Genomic DNA, 17,177 nt, shown 5'->3' with positions numbered 1-17,177 from the left:
CTTTAATCTCCAATTTGATCGCGAAATCAATTAGTTAGTCTAGACTAACTTGATTAAAGTGCCCCCTTTTTTGGGGTAGAGCCTAAAAATCAAAATAAGAATCGCTCCGAAATAGCAGCCAGGGCATCCAATGTCATTGGCCCGGAAGTGTTCGAACCGAAGAGGTTCGACAAAATGCGCAGCGAAGAGCGCAAAGCGCGGCGCAGCATTTTGGACGCGCTTCAGCGCGCCGCGAAGCGGTGAGGAGCGAACAAAGTGAGTGACGAATCTATCCTTCCCTTGAATCTTGGGATTATTTAAATTTAATTCTCTATTCTAATCATTAACAATATCCAGCATTCCGGACGCGCCATTTCCAAATAATAATCAAAAAAGCAAAAATCTACTAATAAATTAATTAGAGGATAAATTTAAGTTGAGCGACTTAGAAGCAACAAAATTATTATAAGATAATCGATTCCAATTTATCTCAGCAGTATTTGGTATGTTTAATCGTAGGAAAGTAGTGAAATCCGTAAGGACTTGCAGTCCATTGTCAACGTAGACATTAATTACAAGATTTATTTGCAATTCAACTTGTTATTCCCTCAAAAGCCCCTGGTACACCTTCTGTGATAAAAAGCTGTCTAATTAAACTCAATCCGGTACTATATGCTTCTCTTGCAACCAACGGTATTTTACATGTCCAAGTTAACAGACGACCAGATAAAAAAACAAACTATAGCGTGGATACGCTCCTTTATTATTCAATATAATATCTGCCCGTTTGCTGAATATACCGTTAATCAAGAAACACTTGTTATCGATATTGTTCGACCGAAAAATTTAGAACAAGCCCTTGAAACGATGATGTCTACAATGGTGCGCATGGACAAAGACATTGAAATAGAAACAGTTTTATTACTCTTTCCCTCTTCATTTTCGGATTTTGATAATTATTTAGACTTTGTCTTTTTAGCCGAAGAGCTGTTAACAGTGAGCGGTTATGAAGGCATTTATCAACTAGCGACATTTCATCCTGATTATTGCTTTGCTGATGTTTTGGCAACAGATGTATCCAATTATACCAATCGTAGTCCCTATCCTATGCTGCATATTTTAAGAGAAAGCAGTATTGAAAAAGCGATTGATTATTACGGTGACACCAGTAAAATTCCTGATAATAATATTGCAACGATGTATAAACTGGGCCTCGACCAGATCCTCACACTATTAAAAAACCTAACTTGATTGTTAAAATCTCAGAGTTTAAAGCACCTATTTTTCAAATAGAGAGAGAGAGAGAGAGAGAGAGAGATAAAGGCCTGAAAGTGTATTTAATTTAAATGAATTGTTTAAAGTAATGCCTATTAATGTTAAAATAGTCTTCATTTTATTACCCTTTTGCTGTATATAAGTGAACAATTTTCATGGCATGTTGTTCTAGAAACCTGGAACGGCTTTCATTTTACACCTTATTCTTATGTCGCAATGGGGTAAAGCCAGGGCGATAAAGCTCATAAATATTTAAAAAATGGGAAAGGTCGGAAAGTAAGTGTTCGACGGGTGCCATAACATTTCGGAGCAAGGAATCAAATAATGCAAACAGGTACAGTAAAGCGTTTTAATAAAATTAAGGGTTATGGTTTCATTACACCCGATGCAGAAGATAAAGAGGTGTTTGTTCATTTTTCTGAAGTTCGGACCGAAGGTTACAAAGAATTAATCGAAGGGCAACGCGTTCGTTATACCTTGGCCGAGGGTAAGCGGGGCGAATATGCCAAACAAGTTGAAATCATGTAGTAAAGTAAATGCCTAGATTGAGGTTGTTCACATGTTAGAAGTAAGAAGCATTGGGATGGATTTTGGAAAAAAATCCCTATTTCAGAATGTTGATTTGATTTTATTGCCGACTAAGCGCTATGGCATAGTTGGGGCAAATGGGACAGGAAAATCCACGTTTTTAAAAATTTTGGCGGGTGAAGAATCCTCGACCAGTGGCAGTGTTGAAAAGGCCAAGAGTCTGAATGTGGGAATATTGAAGCAAGATCACTTTCGATACGAAGACGATTCGCTTCTGGATGTGGTGATTCAAGGAAATGCGATCTTATGGGATGCGCTCACCGAAAAGAATAAAATCTATGCTAGTGAGCACTTTAGCGAAGAAGACGGCTATCGTGTAAGTGAGCTTGAAGAGCTTATCATGCAACAAGGAGGCTATGCGGCGGAATCCACTGCCAAAAATTTATTACTTGGTTTAGGCATCGCAGAAAAATTCCATAATGGCCCACTAAGCGCCTTATCTGGCGGTTATAAGCTGCGCGTTTTACTGGCGCAAGTTTTGTATCAAAATCCGGATATCATGTTCCTCGACGAGCCGACTAACCACTTGGATATTTTATCGATAGCATGGCTTGAGTCATTCTTAAAGACCTCTTTTACAGGGTTACTCATTTTCATTTCGCATGACCGTGGTTTCCTCAACAACGTGTCAACCAATATTTTAGATATTGATTACGATACCATTCAAAATTACCATGGTGATTATGATCAATTTGTTGCCACTAAAGAAGAAAGACTTATCCTGAAAAAAAGTGAATTAAAAAATCAACAAAAGAAAATTGATGAAATGCAATCCTTCGTCGATCGATTTGGAGCAAAGGCAAGTAAAGCTACTCAAGCAGCTTCTCGTCAAAAAATGATTGATCGCATCGAATTGGTTGAGATAAAAGATTCTAATATTTTTAAACCGTATTTTAATTTTCAACAACAAAAGCCGTCCGGTAAATCCGTTATTAAAGTTGATAATATTCATAAACAATTTAATGAAAGAATTTTATTAAAAGAGGTCGCGTTTCATGTTAATCGCGGCGACAAATGCGCGATTATTGGCCCTAATGGCATCGGTAAATCGACCTTATTAAAAATTTTATTGCGTGAACTTCAACCAGATCAAGGTTGTTTTGAATGGAGCGATACCGTTAAAGTTGGATATTTTTCGCAGGACTATAGAGTGCAGTTGGATCCGACTCAAACTGTATTGAAGTGGATGGAAGAGCAGGTTGTCGCCACATCTCAGGAGATCAGGAAAATACTAGGTCAGGTTTTATTTCGCGGCTCAGACGTTGATAAGAAGATTGGGCTGTTAAGTGGTGGCGAATCGGCAAGATTAGTTATGGCCAAATTGATTTTAGAAAAAAACAACGTTCTTATTCTTGATGAGCCAACCAATCACCTCGATCTTGAATCAATTGACGCCTTAATAGAGTCTATTCAAGCTTTTCCCGGAGCTGTGTTATTCGTAAGTCACAATCGCCATTTTATCGACAGCATCTCAACCCGGGTCCTGGTCTTAACCGAGCGATATGGGGCTCAAAATTACCTGGGAAATTATAAAGATTATCTTGAACAGTTTGGAACAGACTATCTCGCAACAGCTTAAATCAATATCATTGTAGCTAGCCAGCCTTGATGGAACTTTTGGTAACTCAAGTTTTTGATACAAAAGAGTATCAAACACTTGATGCGGTAAATCTGTTAGATGAAACGAATTATCCGGGAAATATTTTGCTATCTGGTTCTCAATAAGACACCTTTAAATATCAAATAGTTAGCTCGTCTTTTAGGCTCTCCCCTATACATTTGCATACAATGATATTATCGCTTGCTCCATGAGTAACACCATGGCAAATTGCGCATATTTTTAAACATAACAATAAGAACTTAAACATGACAACTTCTAAAAACGAACAAAATATTCAAAGCACAGCCCCTCCCCAACCTACTCAAGAAGGGGTTCTAGACATTTACTTTTTTAGAGAAGGAGATAAGATTGGAATTAGATTCGCCTTGTTTATTAAATATTTTTATTACTAAGCAGAAGGCTACGAACCAGGGGGTCGGAGGTTCGAATCCTTCCGGGCGCGCCATTTCAATAAAAATCAAAAAAGCAAAAATCACTCCGAAATAGCTGCCAAGACATCCAATGTCATTGGCCCGGAAGTGTTCGAACCGTTTGAGGTTCGACAAAATGCGCATTACCGAAGAGAGCTGAACCAAGGGGTATTAATTGTTCTCATGGTAGGATTTTTTAAAGAAGTATTTTGCTGAATCCATTCTTTCAGTTTTGTATTCTGATTCTGTAACGCATAATCAAGTATGGTGAATCCTTCCAAATCGACAACTCCAACCTCTGCTCCTAATTCAACTAAAAATTGTACTGCCTCAAGATTGCCTGATTCAGCAGCGCGTATTAAAGGAGTTTTTTGATAGGCATCTCGTGCATTAAGATAATTTTTTGTTATAACACAAGCTTTAATCATCTCAACATTGCCAAAGGCAGCTGCATAATGTAGCGCACAACGCTTTTCTGCATCGCGTAATTCTTCTATCCCTGGAATTGTTATAAGCCTTTCTACAGTCTGCAATTGTTGATTCAAAATAGCCAAGTGAATAGGATATTTACCATGATTATTTTTAGTGAACAATAAAATACTATGTTCTTTGGCTAAATCTTCCAATAAGTTGGTAAACCCATTTTTAGCCATTAAATGGGCAACAGTCTCTCCATTGAGAGTTACCGCATTCATCGTAAAGGGGGCTGCATTTTTTAATATATTGAATAATTCTATTTTCCTTTTTTTTAATTCTTGGTCCATTTTATTAGCTAAAAATAATGCACTATGAATAGGAAACTCCCTATCTTTATTGACTTTATTGGGTAGAATATTTGCATTTAATAATACTTTAACTGAATGGATATGACCTTTTAAAGCAGCAAAATGCAACGCAGTCATTCCCAATTTATTTTCCTCATTCAAAAGTTCCGGATGTGTTGGAACAAATTGACTCAAAAAGTGGTCATAACCTTTAAAAGCTGCATATTGAATCGCATTCATCCCATCAAAACGTGTTTGTGCCTCTTTCGTGACTATTGCAAGAAAATCATCTAGAAAGTTTTGTGTTAGGGATAAATAGCTTCTATATCTTTCCTCTTCAGAACCTGTATAAGATATATCTTGGGATATATAAGAAGTGCACCAATTTTCAAGGCGAGTAAGTGCTGCTTCTTTCTCATAGTGAGGCGTTAATTTTAAATCAGCATAGAGTGTTTTAAAACTGTTAAACATTTTTGTTTCCTTCAAATAGATTCGTTTATTCATCAGCCAGACCCCTTATTTTTTGGATCTGGTTGAGACTCAGGATTCTCATTAATTTGCTTGATTTTTTCTATTTTTTCTTTGGTTTTGAAAAACGTATTTGCCACTTTATCGTCACTATAAAATACTTCCTGTATTTTTCCAAAATGTCGCTTTGATGCTAAGGCACTTTGGAGATCTTTATCGCCATGATGGCTATCCATAACAAGATGTCTTCTCTCTACAGGAACATTTTTTAAAGCCGCTTCAATTTTATCTGCTTTAGTTCCTTTTCCAATAGAAAAGAGTTCTTTTGCACCTTTTCGCAATTCTGCGATTGTACTTTCGATTTCTTGCGTTATTTCCTTTCCTGTCTGAGAGACATCTCTTAAGTGTTCTAATTCCTGTTTAAGAGCTTTTAAACCTGTTTCAGTCGAAATCATTTCAATACATAATTTACGTAAACTAATAAATGCAGCCATTTGGCTATCATTACCTACCCCCTGCTGACCAATTTGATCGACTAAAGCAATGCATTCCTGTTTCAAACCATCAACATTTGGATGGGTTATACTAGGGCTGCTTTCTGAAGGAGGCAGATTTAATTCCTCACTAATAAAATTGAAGAGTATTAATGCATTTTCTAAAGAAGTTCTTTTTTGGGGATCAGGATGAGTTAAGTTTTCAATTAGCTTCCTTAACATTGCCCCTTCTTTAGTACTAAATACAGGTTGGTGATAAAAAAAGTCTGTCTCTAGCAAATATTCCTCCCCACAATCGGTTAAGAATTGATACAGATTTTTTCCTAATATATAAGCATGGGCAGCATCTGCATCCCAGGGCTCTGTACCTGTTATTTCAGGAGGGCTTACATGAGGAGTGTGTAGTAATCGATACCAATAGCGTTCTGCACTTGCGGGATTAAATGTTCCATCATGTGCTGGAAGAAAAGACTTGGTATCTGCTATTTTAAGCTTGCCATTCTCATCAATAAGCCAATTAATATTTTTTAGATCAGGAAAAGCTACATTATTATCTCTTAGCTGAATTAAAATTTCTGTCATTTGCTTAAATATCTGTATGGTGGATTTCAGAAGATCATCCGGATTTGCATTCAAACCTTGCTTTTCTCTGTAGGATAAAATATCTCCACCCGGACAGTATTCAGTGATGACCAAACCACTACTAGAGACGGGTAAATTTGCTATAGCAGGCTGTTCAACCACAGCTACTCTATCAACTAACAAGGGTGTTATCGTATCGATTAATGCATGTGAAGATAGTCTTGCTTCCATTGCTTTGGGTGCATCCCAACGATTATCTACCTTTAATACAAAAGTCCCATTTTCCCCTTTAACTTCAAAATTTCGGGAACGAGTTCCTCCTAAAAAAGTAATCTGATAATGATCATATTTTCCTCTTTCTTCAATTGAACAAAGACTATTTCGATCAGTCAACGATAAATCTTTTTTAGTGAGTAAAATCGTAACTAATTTAGTCACTTTTTCCGCTTCCATATTGGCAATCCATTCAAGAAATCCATCTTTTTCATTCGCTATAGGCTTAGGTAACTGTGCAAGTTTTGAGTTGATCGCTGTAACTATTTCTCTTAAAATTTTTTTCTTTCCTGGATCTGCTTCTTCAAGAATAGCGCTTCTTATTCTTTGTTTTAAGTAAGATAAATCTGCATCTATTTTCTGAGGATTATCTGTTTCGGCAATAGCGTGCAAAAATGTTTCCAAACGTAGGTTAATGTCTTGATCATTGCTTGCTCGGCTTTTATTTTTATTTCGATCAAAATCGTTTACTGCTGCTTTACTCATTGAGTGATTACCAAATAAGGAAAATTCGTACTTCATTTCTTTAAAAAGATCAATTTGGAATGCTTGATAATACTGAGGACAATTTAAGTTAAAACTTGCAGGATATTTATCAGTTATTTCTTTTTGATAATGATAGATTTCTACTAAAATTTCCATTTTTTCAGCAGGTAACGCTTTATTATATTCGGTTATTAAGTTATTTAATTTTATTATATCTTGATTGACTGACTCTATGAAATGATTAAATCGAACAAAATAATATTCTAACTCCTTTGGTAGTTCCTTAGGTGGCGTAAGAAAGTTAAGTAGCTTAAGTTTGTTCACAGTGAACCTCTTAAAGCTCTAAATACTTCTTATAAGTATAGATTTGTGATTAATAATAGGTCAATTTGAATTAAATTTCTTCGGAAATAAAAATTTAAGATGAACGGGGTGATAGACGATCAATGGGGTCAGACTCCCTTCCTCTGAATCTTGAGACCATTTAAATTTAATTCTATGCTCTAACTAACAAATAGCCTTTTTCACTTAAATTGGTAATGCACTGCGCGTAAATCACTCAACCTGTTAATTAAAATTAATAAACACATTATTTTTTCTATGTTAAGCTTGATTCATGTAAGAAAAGCGAGTTTTGTCATGATTAAAGTTGGGCAATTTAATAAATTAAAAATGGTACGCGAAGTTCCTTTCGGAGTGTATCTTCAAGGAGGAGAATGGGGGGAAATTTTATTACCCAATAAATCGGTGCCTAAAGGCACTTTGGTGGGGGATGTGTTGGATGTATTTGTTTATTTTGATTCCGACGATAAAATTATTGCAACTACAGTGCGTCCTCATGCCAAATTAGGAAGCTGTGCTTTTTTAAAAGTGGTTGATGTGAATCCTATAGGGGCTTTTCTTGATTGGGGATTAGACAAAGATTTATTGGTGCCCAAACCAGAGCAACTTCGTCCTATGGAAAAGGGTAAATCTTATCTTGTCTATTTAAAACAAGATAATCAGGGACGCATTATTGCAAGTTCAAAAATCGACTATTTTTTGGATAAGACAACAGCTAATTTTAAACAAGGTGAGGAAGTTAATCTACTTATTGCTGATAGCACGCCTTTAGGACGAAAAGTAATTATCAACAACAGTCACTGGGGATTAATCCATACAGCTGATATTTTTCAACCACTAATTTATGGCAAAAAAATAAAGGGATACATTAAGAAGGTACGTGAAGATGGCAAAATAGATGTTACTTTAAGACTCATTGGGCAAAAAAGCATTAATGAATTATCGGAACGTATTTTATCTAAGCTCCAACAATCCGGCGGATTTTTAGCATTACATGACAAAAGTTCACCCGAAGAAATTCAGCAGATATTTGCTGAGAGCAAAAAAAATTTTAAAAGTGCATTGGGGCAACTTTATAAACTGGGTTTGATTGATATTGAAGAGAACGGAATTCGTTTACAGAGTATTGATAAGAAATGTTAATAAAAATCAATAGAATATCCCTATTCTATGATTTTCCGCTGAGAAATCCATTAACAGTTAAAAAGTTAATGTAGATGTATTAGAGTCTTTGGATACACTATTTTCTTCTGAAGGTGCAAAGTAGGAATTAACATTTTGAGAAGGAGAAAAGGTCTTATTTATCTGAGCTAAGCCTCCGGGCGCGCGCCATTTAAAATCGGTCTATTCCGAAGACATCGGTTACAAATTATACCGGAGACATAGGTAACACTTTAGGCCCAAAAGGATTGGGCAGAGGCTCTAATTGATTTTGAAGATAAAAACAGACACACACGGTTAATAAAATATCCGCTCGCGAGGTAATTTTCGTATAGAGTTTAGGGGACTAATCTTTTGGAACTTTCAGAGCAAGCGCAAAGCTCTTCCTCTTTGATTGGGTTTTCTGGAGAGAAGAAGTTATATGCCATAGCAGTGAAAACCGCTTCTTCGCAATCTGTTGTTTTAGTAATCTGTTCTCGAGTTAAGTTTCCTTCTGCGATTCGTTGATACATTACTGGTACACTTCTTAAGAAAAAGCTCATTAATTTCATCAATGTTCAACTCATCCTCTTGAAAATCGTCATATTCGTACTCTTCATACTTTTCTTCTGCCATAATATACCTCAGATAAATTATTTGTTTTGCTAATGTAAATAAATGTGAATATTTATGTTCGTAGTAAGATTTTTTGAGAAATGAATAGGTTCACATCGCCGAATCCAAGTCTTGAAAAAGCATATGCTTTATCTTATTACTTGCCTCAGCGACAAACCCGTTTATTGATTAAAACTAAGTATGATGTACCAGTCCTCCAGCTTACCTAAGGAGAAGACTTGCCGCGCTGCATGAACGATTGTATTTAAAACACAATCGAGCCAGAATGAAACAAACCATATCAAGCTGATCATCAATAAAACATTAAGAAGAGTTTATTTTCTACTAATTGAGTAACTTTAGATTCTCACACAAGGAACACATTTGAATTTTTCGCTCCAACAGCCAGTGTAGCCCGGATTAGACGAAGTCGTAAATCCGGGAATTGTAACCAATAACATCGATCTATTGTTTTAAGGAAAACTCTATTTCTCGTATTGCACAGCGCTAATGCGGACAACACTTGCTTATTTATTGGTAAACGCCGCCTCATTGTGTTATATACTGAAACAATAATGCCCTTGGAATGTGCGATGTATGCGAAATATTTACATATAGAACGGTTAGAAAACAAAAAATTAGTGGCAAAGGTTGATGCTTTTCTTGCTGACATGACCGGGTTACAGAGTAACGATATTATTCAGCAAGCTGATAATTTAGAGCATCTTATCTACCGGCGTATTGATCAAACTTTAGCATTATTTGATAGTAACCAAGACGTAAAAGCAGGTATTGTTTTTGCAGATTTATTTGAAGAAGTCAGTCAGCTGAATCAAAAACTCAATGCACTACATAACGTACATTTACAAAACCCACTTTTATATTTTCATGCGTTCAACATGGAATTAATCCCAAAAGATAAACAATCACATCCCGCAGAATATTTGCGCGAGCAATATAATTACTTTATGGATAATTTCTTGGTATTTGATAAAAAAAGCAAAGAGAAAGAACATATTGCGGTCTTTGTGCGTCAACTATTATCTCAACCAACCGGACAGAGATTGATCATCAAATTAAATCAACTTGCAGATCAGCAGGGTTGTCGCATTTCAGTTGAAGAAAAAAATCCCCCTATGTTATCTGTTACTCCTGCGGCAAACTCAGGTATTGGGGAATCCGCCGCAATGACTGATGTTACTGCAAAGCCAGCATTAAAATTTTTTAATTATCCCAGAACGATATGGAAGCAAATGCAGCTTTTATATCCTCGTAACTTTTGGGAAAACCCACGCTTTACATTACAAGCATTAACGTTTGGCAAAGAAACAAGTTTAGCTTTCAAACCTGCCTTTATCTCCATTGGACATGAATTTACACATACGCTGCATTTTTTTAGAGGCAAAGATAGACGTAAAATGGCTTTTTTGGATAGTGACACAATGTATATAGAACGATTGTTCTCAAAAAGCGCAGAAGAGCTATGGACAATTGATCGCGGTAATATCAATGAGAATAAACTAAGGGCTGAGCATGGGATTAATCCTTGTTTTAGTCATGTAAGGGCTGGATTATTCGTTGACCCTGACGATGAGCTTTCGCTAGAACGTATTAAAGAAACCATGCCCAAAGTGCGCTCACAACTTCAGGAGTCGCAAACGAAATCCAGTCAAGATACAGAGAAACACACTCAACATGAGCAGGTATCCTGTGGTTTTGTCACATTGTCATTGCAGGACGATAAGCCGGAGCGCTGTCTTATTCAATAGATTTAAACAACTGGAGTTCACAAGGAATTGTTATGCAATCATATTTATGTGTGTTGTTAACATGCCTCTGTCTGAGCGCAATAGAATCTTTTATTGCTCAAAATTTCTTTGAATGAAGCAAGCAAAGATTGATACGCTTGCTATAATAATGGTGACTAATATTTATCCAGGAGGAAAACATGTTTATTAAACCGGTAATTGCCTTGTTTGGTTTCGCCTTGTATTTTAGTCCATTTTTAGCCGCAGCGGATGAAACGAAAATGTGCAATGCTACTCAACAAGGAAATTGTGGTCGTTTTTGTCAAGCACATCAGGGGATGAAGTCTTGCATCATTGATATAACCACAAAAAGTGGAACGTGTACTTGTGAAGATGGCGTCAGTCATACTAAATCATAGATAAGTGTGTCTAAGAATAAAAAGCACCCTATTTGCTTGCAGCGGGAGTAAGTTCCTGCTCAAGCAAACCAGCAGAGGGAAAAGTTAAACGAATCAATCGAGCCCTACCCATTGACTGCCATTGGCTCGATATTTAATTGGGGGATCAGGAAGTTTTGCTTCAACTACGATTATGATTATTTTTCCTTTAACCAACGCAATACAGCATCCTCTCAATAATGTACAGATTATTTCCACATACTTATTTATGAATCATTTTTGACTAATTTATTTTTTTAGATTATAAAAATAACTCGGATTTGGTTAGGGTCTGTTCACTAAAAGGATATAGAAATGCCTTTGCTTGTTCTTGATTTAGATGAGACTGTAATTGTATCTCCTGGTCGCCTAAATTTGATTAATGCAGCACATAGTTTATCTGCGATACGTTACAAAAGTTTAGCAGTTGACCCATATGGTAGGCTTGGATATCTTTACTTTCAGATTATTAATCCAGATCAAATTGCAAATTTAATTGAATATGCTTGTACAAATAACAACCATATTATGATCTTGACTTCAGGATTGTGGTTACCAAGTATTCGTAATGAATTAGCTAATAATCTTAATTTATCAGATAAAGCAAGAGAACGCTTAAAGAATTGTTATTTTCACTCTGCCTACACTGACAGCATTGTATTTAATTTCCCCACAGAACATGTTCAGAAACTAGATAAAAACAATCGATTACGTAGGATTATAGATTCACGCCCTGAATTAGCCGGAATATATTCAACAGTTCTAGATAATAATCGCTTACACGTCGATTCATTTAAAAATAATAAAAAAGTAAAAGCAATTTTAGCTAATACAGACCAAGAGAATTTAAACTTTTATGATAAAGCTAAAATGGCTATAGATGAGTGTGGTCAACATGAGCAATTCAATTTAGGACAACATGGATTATTTGGAAAAAATTTAAAAAGAGAGATTGACCACAAAAGTATGCCCGAAGAAAAATTTGCTGAAATCATTGATTGCTCACTTTAATTTCTTATGAATTCACAATGGTCTTAACACATATAAGGGGTCAGGGCTTTTTTCCATTTAGGGAAAGCAAACGTAGCCTTGATTACGTTATGATTCATCAAACCTACACTTTTTTACTGAGCTTAAGTTACCTTCAACAGGATTTGATAATGCGATGGGTTTGGGTAGACTCATTAGTAAATCGGAACAACTTGAACTAAAATATATAAGATATTTTATAAGAAAATAGCTCAATTGACTGAACATGAGTGTTCCAGCTAATGTGCCAATACAGTCATATTATCGAAACATTCATAATTAGGAGTACTACTGTTCATGTTCGTTAAATACGGAAGGAGAACGGAAATGAAAATATTGATGGTGTTAACTTCCCACGACCAACTCGGAAATACTGGGCAAAAAACAGGTTTTTGGCTTGAAGAGCTCGCTGCACCCTATTATGTTTTTGTCGACGCAGGCGTTCAAGTGGTATTGGCTTCGCTGAATGGGGGACAACCTCCGGTCGATCCCAAGAGTGATTTACCAGAAAATCAGACTCACGCGATGGAGCGGTTCAAGAAGGACGACCTGGCGAAAAAGGCGCTTTCCCAGACAGCCAAGCTTGCCGACATGAATGCAGAAGACTTCGACACAATATTTTATGTCGGTGGTCATGGGCCTCTGTGGGATCTGGCCGAAAGCCCTATTTCAATAAACTTAATAGAGTCTTTTTACAACTCCGGAAAGCCGATTGCCTTAGTATGCCATGCACCTGGGGTTCTTCACCGGGTAACCTACAAAGGCGCCTCTATTGTAAAGGGTAAACGTCTAACTGGTTTTTCCAACAGTGAAGAAGAGAAAATGCATCTAACTCACGTGGTGCCATTCCTTGTAGAGGACGAGCTGAAACGACTAGGAGGACGCTACGAAAAAGCTCCCGACTGGCAGAGCTTTGTCATCGTTGATGGCCTACTCATCACAGGACAAAATCCCGCATCTTCAACTGTTGCAGCCCAAGAGCTTATAAAACTCGTCGCACAGAAAGAAAAAGCGGCTTGAATTTAGCAAGCTTAGCAACTGTCTTGAACGTTTATTTCAAGGCAGTTGCTACATCCCCGAAGCCTATTTTCTTGATTCTGAATATAATTGACATGATTCTTTTAGCAATTGCCCTATATACTGTATTATTCTAGAGTTAGCTCGATTTTTATGACAATACGAACACAATTTTATTGTTTCAGAGAAATCTTTTATTTCTAAATTTATTAACTCATGACCGCAATATTGCTTTGGCAATGCGCTCCAACCCAAACCTGTTTTTACTAATTTCTGTATCGAATCTAAAGAAAATAACTCATGCCCCACTAGAAGGGGCAATTCGTGCTTGAAAAAAATACGTTCTAAATTATCACGAATAGAAAACCCGCGCTCAGTCAAGATGCATGAATATTGAGCAAGTTTTGCTAAATCAACATATTTTTCATTGGCTAATTCATGTTTAGGTGATACAACAATGATTAAATCCTCTTCATCAAGGTGATTCGAGATAATAGCACTGTCAATCACCAGATCTTCGGTAGTTAAAGCCAGATCAATCAATCCATTTTGTAGCGCAGGAATAAGATCTTGCTTTGCCATCTGTTTAATATGAAAATGGGGGAAATTAATTTGATTTGCAGTCAAATAATCGATAAATGATTGCAAAAATTGTAATGGGAAAGTTGAAGTACCGAGAAAAACAGGTATTTCTGTAAGCTCCGGATTTTTTAAATTATCAACGGCGTTATACATGGTATGTAAAAGTAATCGAGCATGCGGTATAAGTAACCGCCCTTCCATGGTAGGAAAAATCAAGCCCCCTCTCACTTCAAATAACTTGACTTTGAATTCATTTTCCAAGTTATTGATTCGTTTGCTTATTGCCGATTGGGTAACACTCAATCGCTTTGCTGCAAGTGAAAAAGAGCGATATTCATAAACCATTAAAAATGACTTTAATTCATTGCTATTCATATATGAACTCGAGTGTATAGTACATCAACATTGTTAAGAGCCACATAATAATTATATACCCTTAACGATAAGTTTGATCGATTTCGTACAACACAGATCCATCGAGTAAAACAAACAAGCTTATGTTTTTAATTTGTAAGCAAAAGAGATTAATCTCAAGGGCACTTGAGATAGGAAAAGCACGTTGGGCCATTTTTTAAAGCCCCAATGAGGCTCTACTTTTTTGGGGGTACAGCCTCTTTTCGTAAGTGGAAGGATCTGATCCTGTTGTATAGGAGTATCAGAAAAATTTTTACACGAGGGAGCTATTTAATTCCCTCGTTCCAACAGCCTGATGCATCACTTTTTTGAATAGCCTTTTATCCAAACTATTTATGTCTAAAAAGCTCATCTATATTTGGCTCTGCTTCAACTGTATTATCTGAATTGCTGATAGGTTCCTTTTTATCCTTAGCTGTTTCTTTTTCTACTGAGTTGCTTAAGCTTTTTTCTTCATCCAAAACTCGTTTGGACCTTTCCAAAAAAGACCATTTTTTTGAAGCATCGCCAGGACCTTTTGCACCATTATCTTTTTTCGACATCATGTTAGCTCCTTGTGAATAAATTATGAACATTAAATCATGATCTATTAACAATATCAAATAGGGTTAATTTAATTATACTTTAAATATCAGGGTCTCCTCTGCCTCTGGATACTCAAGTTCGAAACCGTTCTCAATCAACGGACCAAAATATTCGACAATTGAGCGAACTGGCTTATCTAAATATAAAGATTCCCCTGATTTTGCTTTAGGATTAATATTTTCTTTCTTAATCCAATTTTGCATCATTTCCTCATTATAAATAATAATCGTTTTCGTTCGCATATCAACTGAAGCAAACATAGTCAATTCTCTTGTAGGACTATTATTATCAAACATCACTACAGATACATTAGAACCTATTAATTCCTTTTGATTTAACGATTTCATCATTTCTCCAGGAACTGCTTGATGGGATCCTAGTAAACCTTCCGTATGCTCATATCGTTGTGTTGTTTTCCCACGACCATATGCTCGTTCGATAGCAGCAGCTACATCCGTAGAAATCGCAACAATATCTACTTCACCATAACGCTGATTCGCCTCGCGAAGCTCATCCGGTTTTAATTTGGTTTGGTCATGAAGAAAACCAGGGTATCTTTCTCCCCCCAATACATTGCTTTTTTTGACAATAATTTGCATTACCCTTTCTTTAACCAACAAGGCTTCTTCGTACGTAAATTGAGAGTATTTGAGGGGATCTAATTCTGGTTTTTGCAGAAAGGGCTTAAGTCTATCCGCATTGTGGTGAACAAGTTGATTCCATGCAAGAGGTTCAGGTTCATATTGTCCAATAACTTTTGAAATGAGTTTAAGGCAACTCCCTTTTCCGGATGCAACTCCTCCAGTAGTAAATACGGCTACAGAGCGCTCTTTTCCAACATACTCTAATCCCTCCAAAGCATTTTGCTTGCAAAGGTCATTAATAGATTTCTCCACCACAGGTTCAATTATTGCTCGTGCCCTCTGCGTATAAATCAATGCCATACTTCGCTGAACACATACTGCCTTAAGCAATTCTTTATTACTGCTCCAAGGCTCTTTTCCTGAAACTGACGCATGAAATGCTCTTAGAGTACCTAACTCCTCAGAGGAAAAAGGATACGCCTCTTTTATTTTACCATTAACGAAGTCATTGAAAAATTCGATAACATCTATCTTGGTGCTGGCATGCATTAAACTTACTTTAGACACCATTTCATCAAGCAACTCCCCTTCTAATTTTTTTTGTACCATAGTAAAAGCATGTCCGAATGTATCCATCTCATCATCAACATGCTTATCCAATTTTATTGTTGCTTGTAATTGAGCAAGAATCTCATGTTCAACAAGTCGTCCAGAATACAAACATACCAAATTTCTAATCATTTCTTTGGGAAAAGCAGCCGTAGTCTGTTCTAATAAATCTATAGAGTGTTCATCGTCACCAGAGCTTGAGTAAGCTATTATCGTAAAATCTTCTGGGCTCACTTCCTGTTTTGATTTTATCCTTTCTTTTAGTTCGACCGTTGGTACAAAAAATCGACCCTCATATGACATTTTGGATACCTTTGATAACATTAAATACCCTTTGAAATAATTAAAGAGGTCATATAGTACAATATATAGATTAAGTGAGTATTAAGAAAACACAATGTGGTTTTTGGATAGTTGAGACTGAGCATATACAAGAGAGGAAAAATCATAGTTGCTAAAATGGAGTGCTAATTGACACTTTCTATAACCCTATGATTAAACTAATAAAAATTTGATTGTACTTTTTCCAGGAAAATCATTCTTTCCAAAATTGAATTTAACTTCAGTTCCCACCATAACCTCATGATTATATTACTGAACTAATAGCGAACATATAATGGATTTAATTTATTAATCCAGCTTAAATATGGAGTATTTTTATCAATACCCCTGTCAATACATTTGTATTCAAATGTGCATGCATAGCGTGTGCCTAGATTAGTAGTAAGTGTATTGGAGTAACCCCTGAAGACAGCTGCTACGCTTGCTTTTTCTAGTGTGGTTGTCATGGTGATTGAGGTTGCACCGGAACTTGAGGTTGTACCGGAACTTGAGGCTGTTCCAGAACCTGAGGTTGTACTGGAACTTGAGGTTGTGGCTGTATTTGCTCCTGAGCTTGTGGCTGTATTTGCTCCTGGGGCTGTGGCTGTACTTGCTCCTGGGGCTGTGGCTGTATTTGCTCCTGGGGTTGTGGCTGTACTTGCTCCTGGGGTTGTGGCTGTACTTGCTCCTGAGGTTGTGGCTGTACTTGCTCCTGGGGCTGTGGCTGAACTTGCTCCTGGGGCTGTGGCTGTACTTGCTCCTGAGGCTGTGGCTGTACTTGCTCCTGAGGCTGTGGCTGTACTTGCTCCTGAGG

At 36.7% G+C, this 17,177-nt stretch carries 15 protein-coding genes; 9 read left to right on the top strand and 6 right to left on the bottom strand.

Features of this window, described 5'->3' with window-relative positions; translation table 11 throughout:
• The first annotated feature begins 681 nt into the window (after positions 1-681).
• From Lani_RS03970 to Lani_RS03960, 3 genes are all read left to right on the top strand, one after another.
• Complete coding sequence (locus Lani_RS03970) at positions 682-1,230, top strand: DUF1415 domain-containing protein (RefSeq protein ID WP_019232457.1); 549 nt, start codon at positions 682-684, stop codon at positions 1,228-1,230.
• Positions 1,231-1,578: 348 nt separating this feature from the next.
• A complete protein-coding gene (locus Lani_RS03965; RefSeq protein WP_019232458.1) occupies positions 1,579-1,782 on the top strand; it encodes a cold-shock protein in 204 nt (67 codons plus the stop codon).
• Between the two features lie 31 nt (positions 1,783-1,813).
• Positions 1,814-3,421 carry an ABC-F family ATP-binding cassette domain-containing protein gene (locus tag Lani_RS03960; protein ID WP_019232459.1) on the top strand — a complete coding sequence of 536 codons (1,608 nt, stop codon included), beginning with the start codon at positions 1,814-1,816 and terminating at the stop codon, positions 3,419-3,421.
• Between the two features lie 595 nt (positions 3,422-4,016).
• Here the strand turns inward: Lani_RS03960 and Lani_RS03955 are convergent.
• Complete coding sequence (locus Lani_RS03955) at positions 4,017-5,141, bottom strand: ankyrin repeat domain-containing protein (protein WP_019232462.1); 1,125 nt, start codon at positions 5,139-5,141, stop codon at positions 4,017-4,019.
• A complete protein-coding gene (locus Lani_RS03950; protein WP_019232463.1) occupies positions 5,141-7,264 on the bottom strand; it encodes a protein kinase family protein in 2,124 nt (707 codons plus the stop codon). Before Lani_RS03950 ends, Lani_RS03955 begins: the two co-directional genes overlap by 1 nt.
• Before the next feature lie 315 nt (positions 7,265-7,579).
• Between Lani_RS03950 and Lani_RS03945 the strand changes: the two genes are divergently transcribed.
• The gene (locus tag Lani_RS03945; RefSeq protein ID WP_019232464.1) at positions 7,580-8,425 is read left to right on the top strand and encodes a CvfB family protein; all 846 of its coding nucleotides are present in this window, start codon (positions 7,580-7,582) and stop codon (positions 8,423-8,425) included.
• 356 nt (positions 8,426-8,781) lie between these two features.
• Here the strand turns inward: Lani_RS03945 and Lani_RS03940 are convergent, their stop codons facing one another.
• Positions 8,782-8,955, bottom strand: a complete 174-nt coding sequence (locus Lani_RS03940) for a hypothetical protein (RefSeq protein ID WP_019232465.1) — start codon at positions 8,953-8,955, stop codon at positions 8,782-8,784.
• 675 nt (positions 8,956-9,630) lie between these two features.
• Between Lani_RS03940 and Lani_RS03935 the strand changes: the two genes are divergently transcribed.
• The 4 genes from Lani_RS03935 to Lani_RS03920 all read left to right on the top strand — a co-directional run bounded on the left by Lani_RS03935 (position 9,631) and on the right by Lani_RS03920 (position 13,271).
• Positions 9,631-10,806 (top strand): hypothetical protein, encoded by a 1,176-nt coding sequence (locus Lani_RS03935; RefSeq protein ID WP_019232466.1) that lies wholly within the window; start codon positions 9,631-9,633, stop codon positions 10,804-10,806.
• Positions 10,807-10,985: 179 nt separating this feature from the next.
• The gene (locus Lani_RS03930; protein WP_019232467.1) at positions 10,986-11,204 is read left to right on the top strand and encodes a hypothetical protein; all 219 of its coding nucleotides are present in this window, start codon (positions 10,986-10,988) and stop codon (positions 11,202-11,204) included.
• 333 nt (positions 11,205-11,537) lie between these two features.
• Positions 11,538-12,233 (top strand): hypothetical protein, encoded by a 696-nt coding sequence (locus Lani_RS03925; protein WP_019232468.1) that lies wholly within the window; start codon positions 11,538-11,540, stop codon positions 12,231-12,233.
• Between the two features lie 345 nt (positions 12,234-12,578).
• Positions 12,579-13,271, top strand: a complete 693-nt coding sequence (locus tag Lani_RS03920) for a type 1 glutamine amidotransferase domain-containing protein (RefSeq protein WP_019232469.1) — start codon at positions 12,579-12,581, stop codon at positions 13,269-13,271.
• A 63-nt stretch (positions 13,272-13,334) separates the two neighbouring features.
• Here Lani_RS03920 and Lani_RS03915 read toward each other — a convergent pair whose 3' ends face one another.
• The 3 genes from Lani_RS03915 to Lani_RS03905 all read right to left on the bottom strand — a co-directional run bounded on the left by Lani_RS03915 (position 13,335) and on the right by Lani_RS03905 (position 16,345).
• On the bottom strand, positions 13,335-14,225 hold the full coding sequence (locus Lani_RS03915) for a LysR family transcriptional regulator (RefSeq protein ID WP_019232470.1): 891 nt from the start codon (positions 14,223-14,225) through the stop codon (positions 13,335-13,337).
• 368 nt (positions 14,226-14,593) lie between these two features.
• Entirely contained in the window at positions 14,594-14,809 is a 216-nt protein-coding gene (locus tag Lani_RS03910) for a hypothetical protein (protein ID WP_127908235.1), read from the bottom strand.
• A gap of 72 nt (positions 14,810-14,881) precedes the next feature.
• Positions 14,882-16,345: a DEAD/DEAH box helicase family protein gene (locus Lani_RS03905; RefSeq protein WP_058388406.1), complete on the bottom strand. Its 1,464-nt coding sequence runs from the start codon at positions 16,343-16,345 to the stop codon at positions 14,882-14,884.
• A 483-nt stretch (positions 16,346-16,828) separates the two neighbouring features.
• Here Lani_RS03905 and Lani_RS03900 point away from each other — a divergent pair.
• Positions 16,829-17,177 (top strand): hypothetical protein (locus Lani_RS03900; protein ID WP_202972314.1); only part of this gene is annotated, 349 nt, incomplete at its 3' end.

This window comes from Legionella anisa (assembly GCF_001467525.1).
GTDB lineage: Bacteria > Pseudomonadota > Gammaproteobacteria > Legionellales > Legionellaceae > Legionella > Legionella anisa.
The sequence above is the reverse complement of the archived record's forward strand: the minus strand, read 5'-3'. Positions and strand labels throughout refer to the sequence as shown.